Below are 21005 nucleotides of genomic sequence, written 5' to 3' on the forward strand. Positions count from 1 at the left end.
ATTTTATTCATTCTCGATTCAATACCCGCAGGAGAACAGCGATGCCCAGCCGTCGTGAGCGTGCCAATGCCATTCGTGCCCTCAGCATGGATGCCGTGCAGAAAGCCAACAGCGGCCATCCCGGTGCCCCTATGGGTATGGCGGATATCGCCGAGGTGCTTTGGCGCGACTACCTCAAGCACAGCCCGAGCAACCCAGCCTTCGCCGACCGTGACCGCTTCGTGCTGTCCAATGGTCACGGCTCGATGTTGATCTACTCGCTGCTGCACCTGACCGGCTACGACTTGTCGATCGATGACCTGAAGAGCTTCCGTCAACTGCACAGCCGCACCCCGGGCCACCCGGAATACGGCTACACCCCAGGCGTGGAAACCACCACCGGTCCATTGGGGCAGGGCCTGGCCAACGCCGTAGGTTTTGCATTGGCAGAAAAAGTCCTGGCCGCGCAGTTCAACCGCCCAGGTCATAACGTCGTCGATCACCACACCTACGTATTCCTGGGTGATGGCTGCATGATGGAAGGCATTTCCCACGAAGTCGCCTCCCTGGCCGGCACCCTGGGCCTGGACAAGCTGATTGCTTTCTATGACGACAACGGCATCTCCATCGATGGCGAAGTCGAAGGCTGGTTCACCGATGACACTCCCAAGCGCTTCGAAGCCTACAACTGGCTGGTGATCCGCAATGTCGACGGTCACGATCCGGAAGAGATCAAGACTGCCATCGAGACGGCCCGCAAAAGCGCCCAGCCGACCCTGATCTGCTGCAAGACCACCATCGGTTTCGGCTCGCCGAACAAGCAAGGCAAGGAAGACTGCCACGGCGCGCCACTGGGTGCCGAGGAAATCGCCCTGACCCGCGCCGCGTTGAAGTGGAACCATGGCCCGTTCGAAATCCCGGCCGACATTTACGCCGAGTGGGATGCCAAGGAAAAAGGCCGCGCGCTCGAAGCCGAATGGGATCAGCGTTTCGCTGCGTATTCCGCCGAATTCCCTGAGCTGGCCAACGAGCTGGTGCGTCGCCTCAGTGGCGAGCTGCCGGCCGACTTCGCCGAAAAAGCCTCGGCGTACATCGCTGAAGTCGCCGCCAAGGGCGAAACCATCGCCAGCCGCAAGGCCAGCCAGAACACCTTGAACGCCTTCGGCCCATTGCTGCCGGAACTGCTGGGCGGTTCGGCCGACCTGGCCGGTTCCAACCTGACCCTGTGGAAAGGCTGTAAAGGCGTCAGCGCTGAAGATGCCAGCGGCAACTACATGTACTACGGCGTTCGCGAGTTCGGCATGAGCGCGATCATGAACGGCGTGGCGCTGCACGGCGGCCTGGTGCCTTACGGCGCGACCTTCCTGATGTTCATGGAATATGCCCGCAACGCCGTGCGCATGTCGGCGCTGATGAAAAAACGCATCCTGTATGTGTTCACCCACGATTCCATCGGCCTGGGCGAAGACGGCCCGACTCACCAGCCGATCGAGCAATTGGCGAGCCTGCGTTGCACGCCGAACCTGGACACCTGGCGCCCTTGCGATGCCGTGGAGTCGGCAGTGGCCTGGAAACACGCCATCGAGCGCAACGACGGTCCATCGGCGCTGATCTTCTCCCGCCAGAACCTGCAGCACCAGAACCGCGATGTCGACCAGATCGGCGATATCGCTCGCGGCGGCTACGTGCTCAAGGACTGCATCGGCGAGCCGGAGCTGATCCTGATCGCCACCGGTTCCGAAGTCGGCCTGGCCGTTCAGGCCTACGACAAGCTGACCGAGCAGGGCCGCAACGTGCGCGTAGTGTCCATGCCGTGCACCAGCGTGTTCGACGCCCAGGATGCCGGTTACAAGCAAGCGGTGTTGCCGCTGCAGGTCAGTGCGCGGATCGCCATCGAGGCTGCCCACGCCGATTACTGGTACAAGTACGTGGGCCTGGAAGGCCGCGTGATCGGCATGACCACCTACGGCGAATCGGCGCCTGCGCCGGCACTGTTCGAGGAATTCGGCTTCACCCTGGAAAACATCCTGGGTCAGGCGGAAGAGCTGCTGGAAGACTAAGTCCAGGCATGTAGTGCCTGTTCTGACGCTATCGCGGGCAAGCCTTGCTCCCACAGGATGTGCATACCCCTACTGGGAAAATGCCAGTTTGTGAGAGCAAGGCTTCCTCCCACAGGATGTGCATACCCCTACTGGGAAATGCCAGTTTGTGAGAGCAAGGCTTCCTCCCACAGGATGTGCATACCCCTACTGGGAAATGCCAGTTTGTGAGAGCAAGGCTTCCTCCCACAGGATGTGCATACCCTTACTGGGAAATGCCAGTTTGTGAGAGCAAGGCTTCCTCCCACAGGATGTGCATACCCCCACTGGGAAATGCCAGTTTGTGAGAGCAAGGCTTCCTCCCACAGGATGTGCATACCCCTACTGGGAAATGCCAGTTTGTGAGAGCAAGGCTTCCTCCCACAGGATGTGCATACCCCTACTGGGAAATGCCAGTTTGTGAGAGCAAGGCTTCCTCCCACAGGATGTGCATACCCCCACTGGGAAATGCCCGTTTGTGAGAGCAAGGCTTCCTCCCACAGGATGTGCATACCCCCACTGGGAAATGCCAGTTTGTGAGAGCAAGGCTTCCTCCCACAGGATGTGCATACCCCCACTGGGAAATGCCCGTTTGTGAGAGCAAGGCTTCCTCCCACAGGATGTGCATACCCCTACTGGGAAATGCCAGTTTGTGAGAGCAAGGCTTCCTCCCACAGGATGTGCATACCCCCACTGGGAAATGCCCGTTTGTGAGAGCAAGGCTTCCTCCCACAGGATGTGCATACCCCCACTGGGAAATGCCAGTTTGTGAGAGCAAGGCTTCCTCCCACAGGATGTGCATACCCCCACTGGGAAATGCCCGTTTGTGAGAGCAAGGCTTCCTCCCACAGGATGTGCATACCCCCACTGGGAAATGCCAGTTTGTGAGAGCAAGGCTTCCTCCCACAGGATGTGCATACCCCTACTGGGAAAATGCCAGCCTGTGGGAGCAAGGCTTGCCCGCGATGACTGCGGAACATTCGGCGCTGTACTCCATGGATTCACCCTGTTCAGAGAACCCCCATGCCCCAACCGCGTCCCTACAAAGTTGCACTCAACGGCTACGGCCGGATAGGTCGTTGCGTCCTGCGTGCGTTGTTCGAACGGGGGGCCAAGGCCGGTTTCGAGATTGTGGCGATCAATGACCTGGCCGACATGGCCAGTATCGAATACCTGACACGCTTCGACTCCACCCACGGCCGGTTTCCCGGCGAAGTGCGGGTCGAGGGCGATTGTCTGCATATTAATGGCGACTGCGTGAAGGTCTTGCGCAGCGCCACCCCCGAAGGCATCGATTGGGCGTCCCTGGATGTCGATCTGGTGCTCGAGTGCTCCGGCGCCTACCACACCCGCGAAGACGGCCAGCGTTTTCTCGCTGCCGGCGCGCCACGGGTGCTGTTCTCCCAGCCGATGGCCAGTGAAGCGGATGTCGACGCCACCATCGTCTACGGCGTGAACCAGGATTGCCTGACTGGCGAAGAGCTGCTGGTGTCCAACGCGTCCTGCACCACCAACTGCGGCGTGCCGCTGTTGCGCCTGCTGGACCAGGCCATTGGCCTGGAATACGTGTCGATCACCACCATCCACTCGGCGATGAACGACCAGCCGGTGATCGACGCCTACCACCATGAGGACTTGCGCCGCACCCGTTCGGCGTTCCAATCGGTGATTCCGGTGTCCACTGGTCTGGCGCGCGGCATCGAACGGCTGCTGCCGGAACTTGCGGGGCGAATTCAGGCCAAAGCCGTGCGGGTGCCGACGGTCAACGTGTCCTGCCTCGACATTACGATGCAGACCGTGAGCGATACCGACGCCACTGAAGTCAACCGGATCCTGCGCGAAGCCGCCACCAGCGGTCCGCTCAAAGGCCTTCTGGCCTACACCGAGTTGCCTCATGCCAGTTGTGATTTTAACCATGACCCACATTCGGCCATCGTCGATGCCAGCCAGACCCGTGTTTCCGGGCCGCGGCTTGTGAACATCCTGGCCTGGTTCGACAACGAATGGGGGTTTGCCAACCGAATGCTGGACGTTGCCGAGCATTACCTGCAAACCGCTTCTAAAAAACCTGCTTTCTAAACAGTTACCCAGGAATTGCGACCCATGACCGTGTTGAAGATGTCCGACCTCGATCTGCAAGGTAAGCGCGTACTGATCCGCGAAGACCTCAACGTCCCCGTCAAGGACGGTGTTGTCACCAGCGACGCGCGCATCCTGGCCTCGCTGCCGACCATCAAGCTGGCCCTGGAAAAAGGTGCGGCCGTGATGGTCTGCTCCCACCTGGGCCGTCCGACCGAAGGCGAGTTCTCGGCGGAAAACAGCCTCAAGCCTGTGGCCGATTACCTGAGCAAGGCCTTGGGCCGTGACGTGCCATTGGTCGCTGACTACCTGGGCGGCTTGGACGTGAAGGCCGGCGATGTCGTGCTGTTTGAAAACGTGCGCTTCAACAAGGGCGAGAAAAAGAACGCCGACGAACTGGCCCAGCAATACGCTGCCCTGTGCGACGTGTTCGTGATGGACGCGTTCGGCACCGCCCACCGCGCCGAGGGTTCGACCCACGGCGTGGCGAAGTTCGCCAAAGTCGCCGCCGCAGGCCCGTTGCTGGCTGCCGAGCTGGACGCGCTGGGCAAGGCCCTGGGCTCCCCGGCCCAGCCGATGGCTGCCATCGTTGCTGGCTCCAAGGTCTCCACCAAGCTGGACGTGCTCAATAGCCTGAGCCAGGTCTGCAACCAGTTGATCGTCGGTGGCGGCATCGCCAACACCTTCCTCGCTGCTGCCGGTCACCCGGTCGGCAAATCCCTGTACGAACCAGACTTGCTGGACACCGCCCGGGAAATCGCCGCCAAGGTCAGCGTACCGTTGCCGGTGGACGTGGTTGTGGCCAAGGAATTCGCAGAAAGCGCCACCGCCACCGTCAAGCTGATCGCTGACGTAGCCGAGGACGACATGATTCTCGATATCGGCCCGCAAACCGCAGCCAACTTCGCCGAACTGCTGAAATCTTCCAAGACCATCCTGTGGAACGGTCCGGTCGGTGTGTTCGAGTTCGACCAGTTCGGCAACGGCACCAAGGTGCTGGCCCAGGCCATCGCCGACAGCGCTGCGTTCTCCATCGCCGGTGGCGGTGACACCCTGGCGGCCATCGACAAATATGGCGTGGCCTCGCAGATCTCCTACATTTCTACTGGCGGCGGCGCATTCCTCGAGTTCGTCGAAGGCAAAGTGTTGCCAGCCGTGGAAGTCCTGGAAAGCCGGGCCAAGGCCTGAAGCTGCATTGACCAGGCAAAGGAGTGTTCTGATGGTCAAGACGATCCCGTTGCTGTTGGCGGCGACGATGCTGGTGGCCTGCTCAAGCAGCCCGCAGGCTCCGGCCCCGCAACCCGGCACGCCGGCGCCCGAAGACGGCTGTTACCAGGCCGACTGGCAGGCCGAGACCAACCCGGTGCTGAACAAGCGTTCCGGACCGGACGGCCTGGACAAATACGAGACGCAAACCCCGGTCAAGGAACATGGTTGTCCTTGACGGGTCTGACTCTTAACTCATGGCGGGCGGCGTGTGCCGTTCGTCGAGGAACACGGATGAAAGGCTTGATCGCCGTCGTGGCGTTGGCATTGCTGGGCGGTTGTGCGCAGTTGGACTTTTTGCACACGTCCGAACCTGTTGAAGGCTGGACGAGCTGGACCTGCGACAGCGAGGCCAAGGTGCTCTGGCGCTACACCGACACCGCCCACAAGGAAGTCGATGTACGCCTGGGCGGCGCCGATAAGGTTTATCGTCTCAAGCTTGAGCCGGGTGCTGAAGGTTCACTGTACAGCGATGACATGCTGGCGTTTCACGTCAAGGGTGAGGAAGGCCTGGTGTATTGGGTCGCCACCAATGACTTGATTGGGCGTGGCTGCAAGGCCGAGTGATCCACTGAGATCCAATGTGGGAGCGGGCTTGCTCGCGAATGCGGCGGCTCAGCTTGCATCTTTGTTGAATGTGAAACCGCATTCGCGAGCAAGCCCGCTCCCACAGGGGTCTCTATACGATTTGAGATTTTGCTGCACGGAACACGCAGACCGGGACCGACCCCTGATCCGCAATGACTTGAATAGCCGCCGCCGCTCCGGCAGGCTGGCACGATTAACGACCCTCGACCGGGAGAGAGACACAATGGCACTTATCAGCATGCGTCAGATGCTGGACCACGCAGCCGAGTTCGGCTACGGCGTTCCAGCCTTTAACGTCAACAACCTTGAGCAGATGCGCGCCATCATGGAAGCCGCTGACAAGACTGACTCTCCGGTGATCGTCCAGGCTTCGGCCGGTGCCCGCAAATACGCTGGCGCGCCGTTCCTGCGTCACCTGATCCTGGCTGCGATCGAAGAGTTCCCGCATATCCCGGTGTGCATGCACCAGGACCACGGCACCAGCCCGGACGTCTGCCAGCGCTCCATCCAGCTGGGCTTCAGCTCGGTGATGATGGACGGTTCCCTCGGCGAAGACGGCAAGACCCCGACCGACTACGAGTACAACGTACGCGTCACCCAGCAGACCGTCGCCATGGCCCACGCCTGCGGCGTATCGGTGGAAGGCGAACTGGGTTGCCTGGGTTCGTTGGAAACCGGCATGGCCGGTGAAGAAGACGGCATCGGCGCCGAAGGCGTGCTGGACCACAGCCAGATGCTGACCGATCCGGAAGAAGCGGCGGACTTCGTCAAGAAGACCCAGGTCGACGCCCTGGCCATCGCCATCGGCACCAGCCACGGCGCCTACAAGTTCACCAAGCCGCCAACTGGCGACGTGCTGGCGATCGACCGCATCAAGGAAATCCACAAGCGCATCCCGAACACCCACCTGGTGATGCACGGTTCTTCCTCGGTTCCACAGGAGTGGCTGGCGATCATCAACCAGTACGGTGGCGACATCAAGGAAACCTACGGCGTGCCGGTTGAGGAAATCGTCGAAGGCATCAAGTACGGTGTGCGCAAGGTCAACATCGATACCGATTTGCGCCTGGCTTCTACTGGTGCGATGCGTCGTTTGATGGCGACCAATCCGAGTGAGTTTGATCCGCGTAAGTTCTTCGGTGCGACCGTGACGGCGATGCGTGATGTGTGTATTGCGCGTTATGAGGCGTTTGGTACGGCGGGTAATGCTTCCAAGATCAAGCCGATCTCTCTGGAGGCTATGTATCAGCGGTATTTGAAAGGTGAGTTGAACGCTAAGGTTAATTGATGTTTTAGCGTTGTGAGAAAACCCGCAGTGATGCGGGTTTTTTTATGGGTGGGGTTTGTGTGTATATCCGTTTTTTGGGTGGCGGCGGCTTATGGTTCCGCTCTTACAGCGGGTCACTTTCGAAAAGCGCGAAAGTAACCAAAGCGCTTCTGCCCCACCACTCGGTGCCTCGCTTAGGCTCGGCATGCCCTCACTCCGGCATTGCTCCGTGGGCCCGCCGCGAAGGGCCATCCATGGCCCAGCGCGGCTATCCCGGCATCCATGCCGGGATGCCCACTGCGCAATGCCTGCGTTCGGCCATCGTGGTTAACGGGGCGCCCGAGATCAACGTCCACGCCGAGGCGGCCTTATAGCCGACCTGGCTCTTAATGGGGACCGCGTTTCCCCTGTGGGAGCAGGTGTGTGTGGGAGCAAAGCTTGCTCGCACAGGTCCTGCTCAAACAGAGCTGATGGGTGTACGACCGGGAGAGCCAGGTCGGCTGTCAGGCGCGCCTCGCGAGCAAGCTTTGCTCCCACAGGTCCTGCTCAAACAGAGCTGATGGGTGTACGACCGGGAGAGCCAGGTCGGCTACTAGGCCGCCTCGCGGTGGACGTTGATCTCGGCGCCCCGTTAACCACGCTGGCCGAACGCAGGCATTGTGGAGTGGGCAACCCGGCATGGATGCCGGGTTAGCCGCGCTGGGCCATGGATGGCCCTTCGCGGCGGGCCCACGGAGCAATGCCGGAGTGAGGGCATGCCGAGCCTAGGCGAGGCACCGAGTGGTGGGGCAGGAGCGCTTTGGTTACTTTCGCGCTTTTCGAAAGTGACTCGCCGTAAGGGCGAAACCATAAGTGGCCGTTACAAAAAAACGGATATACACACAGATCCTGATAGCGCTGTGTCAACCGACATCCCTATCACTGACCCAGCGCTATCGCGAGCAAGCTCGCTCCCACAGGGGATCATCTCCCACCGGGAGGGCTTTATTGGTCTTCGAGCCCGCGCTGTTCAATGACACCAAACACATCGGTGACATCCTGAACCAGGATCCGGGCGACGTTGGTGAGGGTATTGAAGTCGCTGGCGGCCGAATCGCGCAGGGTGGCGCAGGCCATGAGCGTCAGGTAGTCGAGGGTAGCGTGCAGGCGTTCGCTAGCGCAGGCGTGAAGCTCTGTTAGCGGGGCGGTTTTGTCGATGAACAGCACAGGTTGGGTGGTGGCGATTGGAGTGAGAGGGGTGAAGCGGCTAAGTGATTGAGTCGTCGTCATAAGGTTTGGGCTCTATTAATAAAAATTGATCGCCACCTTCTTGCTGCGAAACAAGTGGGTGGCAGTTGCGCGCGGGTTCGCAGACCGAGATAGAGACCAAACCCGGCAGACCCGAAGGTCTCCCACGCGCAACCGCCATAAAATGAACGCAGGCGAGTTTGCCTGAATTTTCATTTGACGGTGCAAGGTCTCTGTTCTGTCGGTGGGCTGCGAAACCCCTGCCCACTGACCAAAGCCAGCAGACAAGCCGAACTATAGAGGAGATTTTCGAGACCAAAATCGACCTGTAGGACGCACCGCCCCCCTGTGGCGAGGGAGCTTGCTCCCGCTCGGGGGCGCAGCCGCCGTAAAGTCGGCACATGCGGTGGGTCTGACGAAAAGAGGGGCTGCTTCGCAGCCCAACGGGGATAAATCCCCTCGCCACAAGAGGGGATTTCCTACGAGATTATCGGAAGTGAAATTTCAGGTGTTGTGATCGATATCCAGCACGCTGAACGTCACTTTTCCACCTTCGCTGGTGTAACCGCTGTTGTCCTGCACATACACCCCAGCCTTGAAATACAACGGCTTGTCGCGCCAGGCGGCACCGACGGTGGTGTACCAACTATGACCGGCAGCGGTAATGCCAAGATCGCCCGTACGATCAAGATGAATTCGGTAAGAGAAGGACCGATTGAGCTTCACCCCCGTAGCAACGGTAATCACCCTGCCTTCGCTGTCATCAGGCCGCATGCGGACCTTGGCGACGATGTTCCCGGTGGCGCTGTCTTCCTTGTATTGGTATTCCAGCTTGACCATGGGCTTGCTGCTGTCCTTGGCATGGATCTGTCCGATCACGATCTTGCCGCTGCTGGGCACCTGGTTGACAACGAGGCTTGCCCGTAACTGGTTGTCGGCGTCGGGATAGACCCAGTTGCGCAAGGTGCCGTCCTTGTAGGTCTCACGCAATTCGCTGCGCGGATAGATCGCGTTTTCAGTCTTGGTGCCGGTCACCGGTGACCAGAAATACACCGTGCTGCCTTCGGAGTTGAAATATTTGTCCTGGAACCCATCCACCAGCCGAGGGGTTTCGATGGTTTTCGGCGGACTGCCTTCGGGGATGCTCAGGTTCCAGGTTGCAAGATCGACCATGTTCGGATCCTTTCTGAGAAGAAGAAATGATTTACGCCACAGCCGGAGGCTCTAAGACGCGCTTTTGCTGAGGCCAGAAGGGTGCGCGGACGAGTATTTGGCGCGGTCGTCCGGCGGAGGGTTGGCGTCAACAGTCCGTCAGAGTTGCGTTTGCCGCTTTGGTGCCCGAGACAAACGACCATTGGTCGGCTAGCTCGATTTTTCTCGGAACCATTGGCTAATGGCTATTTGGTTCTTTCGTCGTACACGGGGCAAAAAAAAGGCACCCGGAAACGGATGCCTTCAAAGGTGCGACAGTGGTTAAAGAGTGGTGTGTTTGATTTCCAGCAGGCTGAACGTCACTTTCCCGCCTTCGGTGACGTAGCCGGTGTTGTCCTGCACATACACCCCCGCTTTGAAATAGAGCGGTTTGACTTTCCAGCTCGGATCAACGGTGGTCCGCCAGTTGTAGCCCGCCGCAGTAATGCCCAGCGCGCCCTTCGGGCTCAAGTGGATCATGTAGGAGAAGCTGCGGTTGAGGGTCACGCCCGTGGCGATGGTAATGACCTGGCCCGTCGCGTCATCAGGACGAATGCGCACCTTGGCGACGATATTTCCGGTGGAGCTGTAGGCTTTGTATTGGTATTCCAGTTTCACCATCGGACTGGTGCTGTCCTTGGTATGAATCTGGCCGATCACGATCTTGCCGGTGCTGGGCACCTGGTTGACGGTGACGGTCGCGCGCAGGGTGTTGTCCGCCGACGGGTAAAGCCAATTGCGCAAGGTGCCGTCGCTGTTGGTTTCGCGCAGTTCACTGCGTGGGTAAATAGCATTGGCCGTCGTGGCGCCTGTCACGGGGGCCCAGAAAAACACCGTGCCGGTTTCAGAGTTGAAGTACTGGTTCTTGAAGCCCTGAACCAATTGTGAGGTTTCAATGGTTGCCGGTGGGGCGCCCTCGGGGATGCTCAAATTCCAGGTTGCGAGATCGATCATGTCCAGGTCCTGCGTATCGAGATGTAAAGGTGGATGCCGTAGCGGGAGGCTTTAAACCGCCCTTTTGAAGCGTTTCGGAACGCTGGACAGGGGCTTTTTTTGTTGACCGTTCGGCGGATGTTTGACGTCAATTGTCCGTCGAGGGTGTCAGTGCAGTTTCTGTGCCTGAGGAGGGTGACCGTTAGTCGGCTATTTCGGGCTTTGTCTGGATGATGGCGCGTTGACACCTACTGCTTTTGATAATCCCGGTCTAGAGTGAGGGGACAGTATTTGTCCGCTTTGCTACGTAAAAACGGACGTGGCGCCCGATAAGAGAAGCAGCATGGAATGCGCGCAACCACCGCTCGGCGAAGACAGCTCTGTCCTTTTGATTGTTGATGATTACCCTGAAAACCTGCTCAGCATGCGTGCCTTGCTGCAGCGTCAGGATTGGCGAGTCATGACCGCGTCCTCGGGGGTCGAGGCGCTAAACCTGCTGCTCGAACACGACATCGACCTGGTTCTGCTGGATGTGCAGATGCCCGACATGGACGGTTTCGAAGTGGCGCGCCTGATGCGCGGCAGCCAGCGCACGCGGCTCACGCCGATCATTTTCCTGACGGCCAACGAGCAATCCCAGGATGCGGTCATCAAGGGCTACGCCAGTGGCGCCGTGGATTACCTGTTCAAGCCCTTCGATCCGCAGATCCTCAAGCCCAAGGTCCAGGCGTTGCTCGAGCACCAGCGCAATCGCCGGGCCTTGCAGCGCCTGAGCCAGGATCTCGAAGCGGCCAGGGCCTTCAATGCCTCGGTGCTGGACAACGCCGCCGAGGGCATCCTGGTGGTGGATGAGAATGGCTGTATCCGTTTCGCCAACCCCTCTACCTGCCGTTTGCTCAATGCCACCGCCGAGCAATTGCAGGGCATGCCGTTCCTGGATTTCCTGCAGAAACCGCACATCCCCGAGTGGCTCGATTCCGATATCCACAACGCCTATCGTCGCGGTGAAACCTGGCGATTGCATGACGCGGTCCTGCGCACGGCGCCCGGCCAGCAGGTGTCGGTGGCCTTGTCCTGCGCGCCGTTGCCGTCGGAGCAGAAGGCGATGGTGGTGACGCTCCAGGACATGTCCGTGGTTCGTCATTTGCACCAACAACTCGAATACCAGGCCGTCACGGACCCGCTGACCGGGTTGCTCAACCGCCGGGGGTTCTACCAGACCGCGGAAAACCTGTTGATGCGCAGCGAGCGACTGGAAAGCAACTGGGTGTTGCTGTACCTGGACCTCGATGGCTTCAAGCGGGTCAATGACTCGCTGGGGCATGATGCCGGGGATCGGGTGTTGCGCTGGGTGTCGGAACAGTTGAAGGCCTGCCTGCGCCCATTCGATATCCTGGCGCGGTTGGGCGGGGACGAGTTCACGGCGCTGCTGGACCTGGAATTTCCCGAGCAGGCGGCCAAGATCGCCGAGAAACTGATCGAGCGCGTCGCCATCTGCCAGCAGATCGAAGGCATGGACGTGGCCCTTGGGGCCAGCATCGGCATCGCGACGTACCCGGACTGCGGCGCCAATCTCGATGGGTTGCTGCGGGCGTCCGACATCGCCATGTACGAAGCCAAGCGTGCCGGCCGTCAGCAATACCGTTTTTACGATCATGAAATGAACGGTCGAGCCCGTTCACGGCTGATGCTGGAAGAGAGCGTGCGCTCGGCCATCGAGAACCGCGATTTCAATATGGTCTACCAGCCGCAGGTGAGCATCGTCGACGGGCGGATCCGCGGGTTCGAAGCGCTGTTGCGCTGGCAGCACCCCAGCGTCGGTGATGTTCCGCCGGGCCTGTTCCTGCCCTTGCTGGAGGAGGCGCGGTTGATCAGTCGCCTGGGCAGCTGGATTTATCATCGCAGCGCGGCTCAGCGCAAAGTCTGGGAGCGCTTGTTCGCTGACGATCTGGTGTTGGGGGTGAGCCTGAGCAGCACCCAGTTCGGCATGCCCAACCTGGTGACCGAGTTGCGCCAGGTCCTGGAGCGCCATGCCTTGAAGCCTCGGCAGCTGGAGGTCGAGGTGACCGAGGATGCGCTGATGCGCAATCCCGATGAAACCCAAAAGCAATTGCGCCTGCTGCGTCACCTCGGGGTGCGGGTTGCATTGGATGACTTCGGTTCGGGGCCCTGTTCGCTGACGCATCTGCGCGACCTTGAGCTCGATACCCTCAAGCTCGATCGGCATTTGATCGCCCGCCTGCCGGGGTCGCCCCGGGATGCCGCGTTGGCCGCCTCGGTGATCGACCTGTGTACGCAATTGGGCTTGCGGGTGATTGCCGAAGGGGTGGAAACCCGCGAGCAATATGAGTGGCTGCAGGCCCATGGCTGTGAGTACGTGCAGGGGTTCCTCGTGGCGCGGCCCTTGATGGCCGAAGACACCAATGCCTTCGCCACGCCGTTCGACTGGAGCGCGGTGCAGGCTTGAATTCGCTACACTGGCGGCCTCTTGTGACAGTGTTGCCCCTTGATGACCGCGCTCAAATACCTCCAGGCCTACCCCGCCGCCCTGCAAGCCCAAGTGCAGCAATTGATCGCCCAGGACCGACTGGGCGATTACCTGCAGCAGCGCTACCCGGGCCGGCATCCGATCCAGAGCGACAAGGCCCTGTACGGTTATGCGCTGGACCTCAAGCAGCAATACCTGCGTAACGCGCCCGCCATCGACAAGGTGCTGTTCGACAGTCGCCTGGACCTGACCCACCGCGCCCTCGGCCTGCACACCGCGGTGTCGCGGGTCCAGGGCGGCAAGCTCAAGGCCAAGAAGGAAATTCGCATCGCTGCGCTGTTCAAGGACGCGGCGCCCGAGTTCCTGAACATGATCGTGGTGCACGAACTGGCGCACTTCAAGGAGTCGGACCACAACAAGGCGTTCTACCAACTCTGCGAGCACATGCTGCCGGGGTATCACCAGTTGGAATTCGACCTGCGGGTGTACCTGACCTGGCGGGACCTGCAACCCCACAAGGAATGACCGAATGGATGTCAGCAAGACCAAGACCAGCTTCTACCGTCGCTTGTACGTGGCTTACCTGATCGACAGCGGTGCCGCCAGCAACGTCCCGGCGCTCACCGAAGCCACCGGCATGCCCCGGCGTACGGCCCAGGACACCATTGCCGCGCTGGCTGACCTGGATATCGTGTGTGAGTTCGAGCAAGAGGACGGCGCGCGCAATCATGCCGGGCGTTATCGGATTCGCGATTGGGGGGCGATCGATCGGGGGTGGATCGAGGGGAATTTGCCGCGGATCAAGGCGGTGCTGGAGTATCCGTAGGAGCTGCGTAGGAGCTGACGAGTGCAACGAGGCTGCGATCTTTTGATCTTGATCTTCCCCCAGACACTTGAATCTCAAACGAAAGATCAAGATCAAAAGATCGCAGCCTGCGGCAGCTCCTACGGCCGATGCATACCAATATGCGCAATCCCATCCTCCATATATTCCACCCCCACCACTTCAAACCCATACCGCCCGTAGTACCCCTGCAAATGCGCCTGGGCCGACAATGAGATCGACGTACCGGGCCAATGCTTCTCGGCCTGCTTGAGCGCCTGTTCCATCAAGGTGTGGCCCAGCCCCTGGCCGCGTGCGTGGGGCGCGATGACCACGCGCCCGATCACCACGTCACTGTTTTGCGAGTGCGGATCGAGCAGGCGCAGGTAGGCCACCAGGTGGTTGTCCTGCCAGGCCATCAAATGGCAGGTGTCGCCTTCAAGGTCCAGGCCGTCAACATCCGGGTAGGCGCAGTTCTGCTCGACAACGAACACGTCGGCACGCAATTTGAGGATGGCATACAGCTGTTCCTTGCTCAGGTCACTGTGATGTTTGCAGACCCACTCGATATCCATTTTTTTGAATTTCCTGAAGAACCTGATGCCGATATTAAGCGTGCTTGGCCCGGAAGTCTCTTTCTCGGTCGACTGGAAAATCTGCGATAAAGGCCAAAATGCCATCATTCCTCTGTCGCGGCGTTGTCGTCTTTGTGTAATCTTCGTGACAGCGCTGCGCAGCGGTTCCAATGAGCTAATGTTAGGACCGGGTGTCTGAGAATGCCTGTTGAGTGTCGGCTAAAAACAAACCGGGCTTTGAACCCGTCAAGGACGTTTGGCATGCCGCGATTGCATCGAGCTCTTGCATTGATCGGGTTGCTGTTATTGAGCTATGAGGCCTGCGCGCAAAAGCTGCGTCTGGTCGCCGATGGCTGGCCGCCCTTTACCGATTCCACCTTGATCAATGGTGGCCTGGCGACCGATATCGTCAGCACGGCCCTGGCGCGGGCCGGCTATGCCACGGACTTCGAACAAGTGCCCTGGGCCCGGGCGATGCTGGGCATCGGCGAGGGTCGCTATGACGTGCTGGTCAACGCCTGGTACAGCGAGGAGCGCACTCACATCGGCCAGTTCTCGGCTGAGTATTTGCTCAACCGTGTGCGTTTCATCAAGCGCAAGGACGAAGCGATCCAGTTTGACAGCCTGCAACAGCTGCGTGCCTATCCCATCGCCGTGGTTCGCGGCTATGCCTACTCCAAGGACTTCGACGAAGACCTGCTAATGCAGAAAGTCCCTGTGCATAACTTCGCGATGGCAGTGCGCATGCTGGCTGCCGATCGTGTGAAGTTGACCCTGGAAGACGAGTACGTCGCCCGCTATTACCTGGCCCGCGAATCGGCCAAGGTGCGCAACGCCGTGGAATTCATGCCCAAGGCATTGAGTGAAAACAGCCTGCACATCCTGGTCAGCTTGAAGAACCCGGAGCATGAGCGGATCGTGGCGGGGTTTGACCGGGAGATCGCGGCGATGAAGGCGGATGGGAGTTATGCGCGGTTGCTCAAGCAACATGGGATGTGAGCTTATTTAAAGGTTGAGTTGCCTGGACAGGCCTCTTCGCGAGCAAGCCCGCTCCCACATTTGGAATGCGTACTCCTGTGGGAGCGGGCTTGCTCGCGAAGGGGTCGGCCCATTCACCACAACCCTCAAGCCTCGCTGGTGTCCTTGACCAAATGCGCCGCCAAGGTCCGCAACGGACCGAGCTGGCGGCAGATCAAGCCCAATTGCGTCTGCACCAGCCGCTGTCCTTCGTCGATTTCATCGGGCATCTGCTCAAGCTCATTGGCCAGGGCCTCCTCCTCGTCGCTTTGAACCACTATCGGCGTTTTACTCGCCAGGCCCTGGGCGATTTCGTCGATGCTTGTCGCCAGCTTCACTCCCGCGCCATCGATCAGTTGCTCGCGCACCTGCGCCGGCAGTTCGGTGCCCCGGTGGGCACCCAGGCCTGACAGGTAGCTGAGCAGGGTGTGGGACAACACCAGGAAGCGGAAGCCCACATCGGCCTCCTTCCGGAAATGCCCCGGCTCCATCAGCATGTTCGCCAGCGTGGTGGACAACGCGGCATCGGCGTTGTGGGCGTTGCGTCGGGCCAGGCGATAGGCCAGGTCGTCGCTTTTGCCGGCGGCGTACTGCTGCATGATCTGGCGCAGGTAGATGCTGTTGCAGGTCAGCGTATTGGCCAGCACTTTGTTCAGCCGACGACCTTGCCAGTCAGGCAGGAACAGGAAGACCGCAAGCCCGGCAATCAGGCTCCCGAGCAAGGTATCGAGCAGCCGTGGCAACAGCAGCCCGTAGCCGTCGCCCACCTGGTTGAAGCAGAACAGCACCATGATGGTGATGCCCGCCGTCGCCAGGGTGTAGCGGGTGGTGCGGTTGGTAAAGAACACCACCCCGGCGGCAATGGCGAAGCTCGATTGCACCAGCGGGTTGGGAAACAGATCGAACAATGCCCAGGCCACCGTCAGGCCGATGGCGGTGCCGATGATCCGCTGGCCGAGCTTGCGCCGGGTGGCGCCGTAGTTGGGTTGGCACACGAACAGTGTGGTGAGGATGATCCAATAGCCCTGGGACGGGTGGATCAGATGCACCATGGCGTAGCCGACGCTCAGGGCCAGGGGCAAGCGCAGGGCATGCCGGAACAGCAGCGAGGTGGGCGTGAGCTGGGTGCGCAAGCGCAGCCAGACATCCTTGAGGTTGCGCGGCGAACGGTCGAGCAGGCTGCTGTCGGTGGCGTCGGCCAGGGCGTCGGGGTTGCTCGCGTCGCTGAGCAGGCGGTCCATGGTGGCAAGGTTCACCGACAGTGCCCGCAACGAACGCAGCAAGCCGCGCCAGGCCGGGTTGCTCTGGATGCGCAGGTGTTCGAGGGACGCGTGTAGGTCGTTGAGGGCTTCGGCAAAGGTGGCGTCGTAGACGAATGGCTGGCGCAGCTGGATTGACTCGGCCAGTGCCTGGCAGGCCTTGCCTTGCTGACGCAGCAGGCGCTGGCAGCGGAACAGCACGTCGCTGTGGAAGAAGGCCTCGGCCAGGGCGTTGTAGGGGTAGTGAGAAGAGCTGGCGCGTTCGTGGATGTCCTGGGCCAGGAAGTACAGCTTCAGGTACCGGCTGACTTTCGAGCCGGGGCGGCCATTGCCCACACGGTGCAGGATGATTTCCTTGGCGCTGTTGAGCGCAGCGACCACCCGGCCGTTTTGCTGGGCCAGTTCCAGGCGGCGGGCTTCGACGTCCAGTTGGTGGATCGGCTCCAGGAGCGACGATTTGAGTTTCAGGTAGCGCCCCAGTTCGCGAAACAGCCGCGCCAGGCTTTGTTGCACTGGTTGGTTGGAAAACAACGCCTGCCACAACACCGACAGCAAGCCGTACCACGCGGCACCGGCGACCAGCAGCAGGGGTTCATGCCAGAAATCGTTGACGGCGCCGCCGCGCTGGTCCACGCCGATCATGGTGTAGACCGACAGAATCAGCGTAGCCGAGGCGATGGCGCCATAGCGCTCACCCAGGGCGCCAAGCATGGTCAGGCCAAAGGCTGCCAGGGCCAGGGCGATGATGAACAGGATGGGGTAGGGGAACAGCAGCTCCACCGACAACGCCGCGACGGTGAAGCACACCAGGGTCACGGCCAGCGCGGTGAGGCGGCCCTGCCAACTGTCGTCGGTCTCGGCCAGGGCGCTGGCGATGATGCCCAGGAACAAGGGAATCAGCAGCGCCATTTCATCCAGGTACCAGCACAGCCCCATGCTGCCGGTCAGGGCGATGAAGACCCGCACGCTATAACTGAACTTATCCAACGCCCAAAGGCGACGCAAAGACTGACTAAACGAGTTCGCTGACATGAAGTGCACAGGCCTGACGGGCAATGACGCTAAATTGAGGCAGTAATGACGCCGACGCAATGGCGGCGATCACATCTGACCGCAAAAAGTGTTCCGGCATGCGAAGAGCACCTCCACCTCTGTGGCGAGGGGATTTATCCCCGCTGGGCTGCGCAGCAGCCCTAAAGCAGTGAACTCAATCTTACTGACACACTGAGTTGTCTGGCTTGGGGGCCGCTTCGCAGCCCAGCGGGGATAAATCCCCTCGCCACAAAAGCAGGCTCAACATAGGTGGGGTCAGACGTACTGCGCCGCCGCATACCCCGACGCCCACGCCCACTGGAAGTTGAACCCGCCCAGGTGCCCGGTGACGTCGAGCACTTCGCCGATGAAATACAGCCCGGGGCTTTTCAGCGATTCCATGGTCTTGGACGAGACTTCCCGGGTATCGACGCCGCCCAGGGTGACTTCAGCGGTGCGGTAGCCTTCGGTGCCGGCGGGGACGACGTTCCAGCTCGCCAGTTTCTCGGCGATGTCTGCCAGCTCCGCGTGGGTGTACTGCTTCATGGGTTTGGAGACGAACCAGGTGTCGGCCAGCAGGTTGGCCATTTTCTTGGTGAACAACTCGCCCAGCAACGTCTTGAGCTCGCTGTTGGGGCGTTCGGCCTGCTGTTGTTGCAGCCATTGCGGCACGTCGTGGTCGGGCAATAGGTTGATCTGCACCGTGTCCCCCGATTCCCAGAACGAGGAGATCTGCAGGATCGCCGGACCGCTCAGGCCGCGGTGGGTGAACAGGATGTTCTCGCGAAAGCTCTGGTCGTTGCAGCTCACCAGGCAATCCACCGAGGTGCCCGAGAGTTCGGTGCAGAGGGTCTTGAGCTGGTCGGTGATGGTGAACGGCACCAGGCCAGCGCGGGTCGGCAGCAGTTCATGGCCAAACTGTTTTGCCACCTGATAACCGAAGCCGGTTGCCCCCAGGGTCGGGATCGACAGCCCGCCCGTGGCGATCACCAGGGACTGGCAGGCGATGGCGCCGAGGGTGGTTTGCAGCAGGTAGCCGCCGTCGGCTTTTTCGATCTGCGTAATCGAGGTGTCCAGGTGCAGGCTGACGCCGGCCTGGTCGCATTCATCCAAGAGCAGGCCGAGGATGTCGCTGGATTTGTTATCGCAGAACAACTGGCCGAGCTTTTTCTCGTGATAGGGCACGCCGTGCTTGGCCACCAGGGCGATGAAATCCCACTGGGTGTAGCGGGCCAGGGCCGATTTGCAGAAGTGCGGGTTCTGCGAGAGAAAATTGCCTGGCTCGGTGTACATGTTGGTGAAATTGCAGCGCCCACCGCCCGACATGAGGATCTTCTTGCCGGCCTTGTTGGCGTGGTCCAGCAACATTACCTGCCGCCCGCGCGCGGCTGCAGTCAGCGCGCACATCAACCCCGCGGCGCCAGCGCCAATGATCACGACTTCGGTAGAGCGCAAAACGGTGTCCTCTCGGCTTTCCCACATAACTGAATGTGGGAGCGAGCTGTGTGGGAGCAAAGCTTGCTCGCGATCCAGGCGCTGCGGTCCTCAGGAGATCGCGGCGTTTTCATCGCGGGCAAGCCTTGCTCCCACACAGCTCGCTCCCACAGTTTGATCTCTGTTCGTCAGGCGATCGGTTACAGGATCCGCACCCGCAACGACCGGCCCTTGATCTTGCCATCGTTCAGGCGTTGCAGGGCCTGTTTGGCGATGCCGCGTTCCACGGCCACGTAGGCCTGGAAATCGAAGATCGCGATCTTGCCGACCTGGGCGCCGGGGATACCGGCCTCGCCGGTCAGGGCGCCGAGGATGTCGCCGGGGCGGACCTTGTCCTTGCGACCGGCACCGATGCACAGGGTGCTCATGGCCGGCAACAGCGGGCCGCCGCCTTGGGACTTGAGGTTGTCCAGTTGGTCCCAGCTCAGCGGCGACTTCTGCAGTTGCTCGATGGCCTGGGCGCGGTGGGCTTCGGACGGCGCCACCAGGCTGATGGCGATGCCTTTCTCACCGGCGCGGCCAGTGCGGCCGACGCGGTGGATGTGGATTTCCGAGTCCCGGGCCAGTTCGACGTTGATCACCATGTCCAGGGCATCGATGTCCAGGCCGCGGGCTGCCACGTCAGTGGCCACCAGCACCGAGGTGCTGCGGTTGGCGAACATGGCCAGTACCTGGTCGCGGTCGCGCTGTTCCAGGTCGCCGTGCAGGCCGACGGCCGAGATGCCCTTGGACGTCAGGTGGTCGACGGTTTCCTGGACCTGCTGCTTGGTGAAGCAGAACGCCACGCAGGAGGCCGGGCGGAAATGCGCCAGGACCTTGACCACTGCGTCCATGCGCTCCTCGGGGGAGATCTCGTAGAAGCGCTGCTCGATCTGCGCGTCGGAGTGGAACGCCTCGGCCTTCACTTGCTGCGGGTTACGCATGAACTTGGACGACAGCTGCTTGATGCCCACCGGGTAGGTGGCGGAGAACAGCAGCGTCTGGCGGCGTTCCGGGGTCTGCTGGATGATGTCTTCGATGGCGTCGTAGAAACCCATGTCGAGCATGCGGTCGGCTTCGTCGAGGATCAGCGTGTTGAGGCCGTCCAGAACCAGCGAGCCCTTGCGCAGGTGCTGCTGGATGCGTCCAGGGGTGCCGACGATGATGTGGGCGCCGTGTTCCAGGGAGGCGATCTGCGGGCCGAAGGACACGCCGCCGCACAGGGTCAGGACCTTGATGTTGTCTTCGGCGCGGGCCAGGCGACGGATTTCCTTGGCGACCTGGTCGGCCAGCTCACGGGTCGGGCACATCACCAGCGCCTGGCAGCCGAAGAAGCGTGGGTTGATCGGGTTCAGCAGGCCGATGCCGAAGGCGGCGGTCTTGCCGCTGCCGGTCTTGGCCTGGGCGATCAGGTCCATGCCCTTGAGGATCACCGGCAAGCTTTGCGCCTGGATCGGCGTCATCTGGGCATAACCGAGTGATTCGAGGTTAGCCAGCATGGCGGCGGACAGCGGCAAAGTATTAAAAGCGGTGGCAATGGTGGTCACGGGACTGGCCTGCAAAACAAAATGTCGCGCAGTGTAGCAGCCTCGTGCCACTTTCTTCGAAAGTTCTGGACGAGCTGTGAGGGCAGGGCCTGCCCGGGGGGGCTGGCAATTCCAGAAGCCTTGGGAACTCTGGAGCTCTGGAGCTGTGGGAGCAAAGCTTGCTCGCGATCCAGGCGATGCATT

At 60.8% G+C, this 21005-nt stretch carries 17 protein-coding genes; 10 read left to right on the forward strand and 7 right to left on the reverse strand.

What is annotated here, in order from left to right; genetic code table 11:
* The first annotated feature begins 41 nt into the window (after positions 1-41).
* From tkt to fba, 6 genes are all read left to right on the forward strand, one after another.
* Complete coding sequence (gene tkt / locus B0E42_RS10680) at positions 42-2039, forward strand: transketolase (RefSeq protein ID WP_018605049.1); 1998 nt, start codon at positions 42-44, stop codon at positions 2037-2039.
* Between the two features lie 1041 nt (positions 2040-3080).
* Entirely contained in the window at positions 3081-4136 is a 1056-nt protein-coding gene (gene epd / locus B0E42_RS10685) for an erythrose-4-phosphate dehydrogenase (protein WP_077506356.1), read from the forward strand.
* 24 nt (positions 4137-4160) lie between these two features.
* Entirely contained in the window at positions 4161-5324 is a 1164-nt protein-coding gene (locus B0E42_RS10690) for a phosphoglycerate kinase (protein WP_018605052.1), read from the forward strand.
* 31 nt (positions 5325-5355) lie between these two features.
* Positions 5356-5580 carry a hypothetical protein gene (locus B0E42_RS10695; RefSeq protein WP_077506357.1) on the forward strand — a complete coding sequence of 75 codons (225 nt, stop codon included), beginning with the start codon at positions 5356-5358 and terminating at the stop codon, positions 5578-5580.
* Positions 5581-5636: 56 nt separating this feature from the next.
* Positions 5637-5969 (forward strand): MliC family protein, encoded by a 333-nt coding sequence (locus B0E42_RS10700; protein WP_077506358.1) that lies wholly within the window; start codon positions 5637-5639, stop codon positions 5967-5969.
* Between the two features lie 244 nt (positions 5970-6213).
* Positions 6214-7278 (forward strand): class II fructose-bisphosphate aldolase, encoded by a 1065-nt coding sequence (gene fba, locus B0E42_RS10705; RefSeq protein WP_003177554.1) that lies wholly within the window; start codon positions 6214-6216, stop codon positions 7276-7278.
* A gap of 963 nt (positions 7279-8241) precedes the next feature.
* Here the strand turns inward: fba and B0E42_RS10710 are convergent.
* The 3 genes from B0E42_RS10710 to B0E42_RS10720 all read right to left on the reverse strand — a co-directional run bounded on the left by B0E42_RS10710 (position 8242) and on the right by B0E42_RS10720 (position 10629).
* Positions 8242-8526, reverse strand: a complete 285-nt coding sequence (locus tag B0E42_RS10710) for a fructose-bisphosphate aldolase (RefSeq protein WP_077506359.1) — start codon at positions 8524-8526, stop codon at positions 8242-8244.
* A gap of 462 nt (positions 8527-8988) precedes the next feature.
* Entirely contained in the window at positions 8989-9657 is a 669-nt protein-coding gene (locus B0E42_RS10715; RefSeq protein ID WP_053182662.1) for a polysaccharide lyase family 7 protein, read from the reverse strand.
* A 300-nt stretch (positions 9658-9957) separates the two neighbouring features.
* Entirely contained in the window at positions 9958-10629 is a 672-nt protein-coding gene (locus B0E42_RS10720; RefSeq protein WP_018612317.1) for a polysaccharide lyase family 7 protein, read from the reverse strand.
* A 322-nt stretch (positions 10630-10951) separates the two neighbouring features.
* On the opposite strand from B0E42_RS10720, the gene B0E42_RS10725 reads away from it, so the two are divergent.
* The 3 genes from B0E42_RS10725 to B0E42_RS10735 are packed head-to-tail and all read left to right on the forward strand — an operon-like array spanning position 10952 to position 13922.
* The gene (locus B0E42_RS10725; protein WP_077506360.1) at positions 10952-13075 is read left to right on the forward strand and encodes a bifunctional diguanylate cyclase/phosphodiesterase; all 2124 of its coding nucleotides are present in this window, start codon (positions 10952-10954) and stop codon (positions 13073-13075) included.
* Between the two features lie 42 nt (positions 13076-13117).
* On the forward strand, positions 13118-13621 hold the full coding sequence (locus B0E42_RS10730) for a M48 family metallopeptidase (protein WP_024619094.1): 504 nt from the start codon (positions 13118-13120) through the stop codon (positions 13619-13621).
* A 4-nt stretch (positions 13622-13625) separates the two neighbouring features.
* Positions 13626-13922: a helix-turn-helix domain-containing protein gene (locus tag B0E42_RS10735; RefSeq protein WP_018612322.1), complete on the forward strand. Its 297-nt coding sequence runs from the start codon at positions 13626-13628 to the stop codon at positions 13920-13922.
* Positions 13923-14041: 119 nt separating this feature from the next.
* On the opposite strand, the gene B0E42_RS10740 is transcribed toward B0E42_RS10735, so the two are convergent.
* The gene (locus B0E42_RS10740) at positions 14042-14494 is read right to left on the reverse strand and encodes a GNAT family N-acetyltransferase (protein ID WP_018612323.1); all 453 of its coding nucleotides are present in this window, start codon (positions 14492-14494) and stop codon (positions 14042-14044) included.
* A gap of 261 nt (positions 14495-14755) precedes the next feature.
* On the opposite strand from B0E42_RS10740, the gene B0E42_RS10745 reads away from it, so the two are divergent.
* Positions 14756-15493: an ABC transporter substrate-binding protein gene (locus B0E42_RS10745; RefSeq protein ID WP_018612326.1), complete on the forward strand. Its 738-nt coding sequence runs from the start codon at positions 14756-14758 to the stop codon at positions 15491-15493.
* A gap of 125 nt (positions 15494-15618) precedes the next feature.
* On the opposite strand, the gene yccS is transcribed toward B0E42_RS10745, so the two are convergent.
* The 3 genes from yccS to dbpA form a co-directional block, all read right to left on the reverse strand.
* Positions 15619-17802, reverse strand: a complete 2184-nt coding sequence (gene yccS / locus B0E42_RS10750) for a YccS family putative transporter (RefSeq protein ID WP_077506361.1) — start codon at positions 17800-17802, stop codon at positions 15619-15621.
* Positions 17803-18078: 276 nt separating this feature from the next.
* A complete protein-coding gene (locus B0E42_RS10755; RefSeq protein ID WP_018612331.1) occupies positions 18079-19257 on the reverse strand; it encodes an NAD(P)/FAD-dependent oxidoreductase in 1179 nt (392 codons plus the stop codon).
* Positions 19258-19436: 179 nt separating this feature from the next.
* The gene (gene dbpA, locus B0E42_RS10760; RefSeq protein ID WP_232199893.1) at positions 19437-20774 is read right to left on the reverse strand and encodes an ATP-dependent RNA helicase DbpA; all 1338 of its coding nucleotides are present in this window, start codon (positions 20772-20774) and stop codon (positions 19437-19439) included.
* Between the last annotated feature and the right edge of the window lie 231 nt (positions 20775-21005).

Origin of the sequence: Pseudomonas sp. A25(2017) (assembly GCF_002001065.1) — a bacterium.
GTDB classification, from domain to species: domain Bacteria; phylum Pseudomonadota; class Gammaproteobacteria; order Pseudomonadales; family Pseudomonadaceae; genus Aquipseudomonas; species Aquipseudomonas kilonensis.

Bases quoted from the DNA above. Each gene is read 5' to 3' on its own strand.
- B0E42_RS10730 (WP_024619094.1), top strand. From the start codon at position 13,118: ATGACCGCGCTCAAATACCTCCAGGCCTACCCCGCCGCCCTGCAAGCC.
- B0E42_RS10695 (WP_077506357.1), top strand. From the start codon at position 5,356: ATGGTCAAGACGATCCCGTTGCTGTTGGCGGCGACGATGCTGGTGGCC.
- B0E42_RS10690 (WP_018605052.1), top strand. From the start codon at position 4,161: ATGACCGTGTTGAAGATGTCCGACCTCGATCTGCAAGGTAAGCGCGTA.
- B0E42_RS10720 (WP_018612317.1), bottom strand. From the start codon at position 10,629: ATGATCGATCTCGCAACCTGGAATTTGAGCATCCCCGAGGGCGCCCCA.
- tkt (WP_018605049.1), top strand. From the start codon at position 42: ATGCCCAGCCGTCGTGAGCGTGCCAATGCCATTCGTGCCCTCAGCATG.
- dbpA (WP_232199893.1), bottom strand. From the start codon at position 20,774: ATGCTGGCTAACCTCGAATCACTCGGTTATGCCCAGATGACGCCGATC.
- B0E42_RS10745 (WP_018612326.1), top strand. From the start codon at position 14,756: ATGCCGCGATTGCATCGAGCTCTTGCATTGATCGGGTTGCTGTTATTG.
- B0E42_RS10710 (WP_077506359.1), bottom strand. From the start codon at position 8,526: ATGACGACGACTCAATCACTTAGCCGCTTCACCCCTCTCACTCCAATC.
- B0E42_RS10715 (WP_053182662.1), bottom strand. From the start codon at position 9,657: ATGGTCGATCTTGCAACCTGGAACCTGAGCATCCCCGAAGGCAGTCCG.
- B0E42_RS10700 (WP_077506358.1), top strand. From the start codon at position 5,637: ATGAAAGGCTTGATCGCCGTCGTGGCGTTGGCATTGCTGGGCGGTTGT.
- B0E42_RS10740 (WP_018612323.1), bottom strand. From the start codon at position 14,494: ATGGATATCGAGTGGGTCTGCAAACATCACAGTGACCTGAGCAAGGAA.
- fba (WP_003177554.1), top strand. From the start codon at position 6,214: ATGGCACTTATCAGCATGCGTCAGATGCTGGACCACGCAGCCGAGTTC.
- epd (WP_077506356.1), top strand. From the start codon at position 3,081: ATGCCCCAACCGCGTCCCTACAAAGTTGCACTCAACGGCTACGGCCGG.
- B0E42_RS10735 (WP_018612322.1), top strand. From the start codon at position 13,626: ATGGATGTCAGCAAGACCAAGACCAGCTTCTACCGTCGCTTGTACGTG.
- B0E42_RS10725 (WP_077506360.1), top strand. From the start codon at position 10,952: ATGGAATGCGCGCAACCACCGCTCGGCGAAGACAGCTCTGTCCTTTTG.
- yccS (WP_077506361.1), bottom strand. From the start codon at position 17,802: ATGTCAGCGAACTCGTTTAGTCAGTCTTTGCGTCGCCTTTGGGCGTTG.